This is a genomic window from Pyrobaculum sp., assembly GCF_049971835.1.
In the GTDB taxonomy this organism is placed as follows: Archaea; Thermoproteota; Thermoprotei; order Thermoproteales; family Thermoproteaceae; genus Pyrobaculum.
On the sequence record NZ_JBMFKV010000274.1, the window covers coordinates 1 to 2,140 of the forward strand.

Here is a 2,140-nt window from a genome sequence, read left to right on the forward strand (position 1 = left end):
TTGGGCGCTTTGTCTATATATCGCAGTCGGCCACGGCTTTTCTTAATTGTGGATTCAAGCGCGGCTGATTAGCTGATGCGGTCCAAGCAGATTAATCAGCAGAAATAGAATTAAATAAATATTCATTTTTCAATTATGGGTGATAGGAAGAGTGGGGATGGTGAGGAGAGGGTAGTGTCGCGAATATATGAAATATGCCCGGAAGCAGACGATCTGGTAGAGCTGAGGCGTATGGTGTCTATCACGGGACCGTCTTACCTCGATAAATGTGAAAGAGAGCTCAAAGCCGCGTTGAACGAGCTCCTCCCGAAGGTCGTGCCTTCTCTAAGGGGCAAAATTAGGGAGGATATTCTGAGGAGGTTTCATAACGTGATGAGGGAGTTGAAAAGTAAGGCGGAGCCCAGAGTCGATGTCAAGGTTGTCCCGGAGGAGGCTCTGGAGGGGGAGGAGCTTGTAGCGATCGTCGATAACAAGTCTCTTGTGAATCTGAAGGTGCGCCTCAAGGCCGAAGGTGCGCTTAAGAAGGAGGTGGAGATCGACGTCCCTGCGGGTAGGTCGAGGAGCGTCTCGTTGGGAACTCCTTCCAAGTCCGGAAAGGTTGTGGTCACGTGGCGCGCGGAGGGAGGCGGGAGGGAGCTGGCCGGAGAGGCCGAGGCGGTGGTGAGCCCCCGCCCGAAGGAGGAGCAGGTTGCGAAGCCCCCCGAGCCTGCGGCACCCAAACCGCCGCCTCCTCCCCCGGCCCCGCCGCCCCAGCCCTCCGCGGCGCAACCTGCACCGCCTCCTCAGAGGCGTCAGGCCGGAGGGGGGCTGGACGTGGGGGAGCTACTTAACTTGGCGGCGAGACACGCCTTAGCCGCCGCCGTAGGATTGCTGGCCGGTAGGGCTATACCGGAGGTGAGGAAGGTAGAGAAGCCCGTATACGTCAGGGATCTGCCCCACTTCGTCGAGGGCGGCGTAACCTACATCCTCCAGCGTCCGACTTCGGTTGTGTGGGAGGATATGGGGGACTACGTGGTGGTTAGGAGGGCCTCTCCGAGCGAGCTTATGTCGCTCGTCACTGCGAAGGCGGCGAGGAGGCTCACCGACGACTTCTTGACGAGGGTCGAGACGATACTGCCGGGGCTCCGCGGAGGCGGGAAGCTCGACGTCAAGGACTTGTCGGAGGAGGTCGCCGAGGAGCTGGCCGAGGAGGAGGCTAAGAGGGGGCGCAAAGTCGACGCCGGCGAGCTGGCCGGCCACCTGCCCCGCCTATTCGTGGCCGAGGTTAAGTACGGCGGCGGCCTCCTCAGAAGGCCTTCCGCGGTGGTGGTGGCCGGTTGCTTTTCCAGGTTAGAGAGGCTGTACTGGAGGGGGGTCGACCATGAGCCGGCCGCCCTTAGAGAGGCGCTGGAGGCCTTGGGCGTTAAGATAGAGAAGGACCGCCTCTATATCATGGCCTCGCCCACCGGCTGGGACCCCAACTCGATAGAGATGGCCAGGAGGATGGGGAACGTGGCTTTGATAAATCTGAAGACCGGCGAGGCGTACTACGGCGAGGGCGAGATTGCCGAATTCGTCAACGCGCTGGGCTACGGGGTCCTCCCGGCGGTGCTCGACGACAAGATAGTAGCGCTGGACAGACAGCTACTCTCCGGCAACATATCGGAGGAGCAGTACAAGGCTATGGCCAGAGGGCTATGATAAGGGCGTGGGAGGTGGGCAAATGGCGGCAGGGGGTAGTCAAGGCTTGTGAAGAGTTAAGCAAACAATACACCAAGTACGAGGGGTCTAACTTTCCCTTCTACGCCCTCCACGGCATAGTGCACTCGGAGAAGGTCGCCGAGATAGGCAACAAGCTTATGAAGGAGGCCGGGATATCGCTAGACTACGTCCAGTCCGCGGTCTGGGAGTGTTCGGCGTATCTACACGACGTGGGGATGGGGGTGGGTCCCGAAAATCTCACCGCGTTGCAGTTGCACGGGAGCGAGCTGGCTGAATACATCAAGGATAGGAGGAAGAGGGAGAAGATGCTTAGGAAGCTTAAGAGCGTCTACTGCCTCTTCACGGGCTGTAGGAGGCCCGGCGAGGCGCTCGACCAGTGCATCCAACGTGGTTGCGTGGTTAAGGATCTCCCGGACTTAGGCGTCGTCAACGTGTCAGA

The 2,140-nt window shown here is 59.6% G+C and carries 2 protein-coding genes; both read left to right on the forward strand.

The features are described from left to right. Positions 1-135 precede the first annotated feature (135 nt). Positions 136-1,680: a hypothetical protein gene (locus tag ACP5J3_RS13580; protein ID WP_428496174.1), complete on the forward strand. Its 1,545-nt coding sequence runs from the start codon at positions 136-138 to the stop codon at positions 1,678-1,680. Continuing rightward, positions 1,677-2,140, forward strand: a 464-nt coding sequence (locus ACP5J3_RS13585) for an HD domain-containing protein (protein ID WP_428496175.1), incomplete at its 3' end; no start/stop codon positions are given. The genes ACP5J3_RS13580 and ACP5J3_RS13585, both read left to right, overlap by 4 nt.

Bases quoted from the DNA above. Each gene is read 5' to 3' on its own strand.
- ACP5J3_RS13580 (WP_428496174.1), top strand. From the start codon at position 136: ATGGGTGATAGGAAGAGTGGGGATGGTGAGGAGAGGGTAGTGTCGCGA.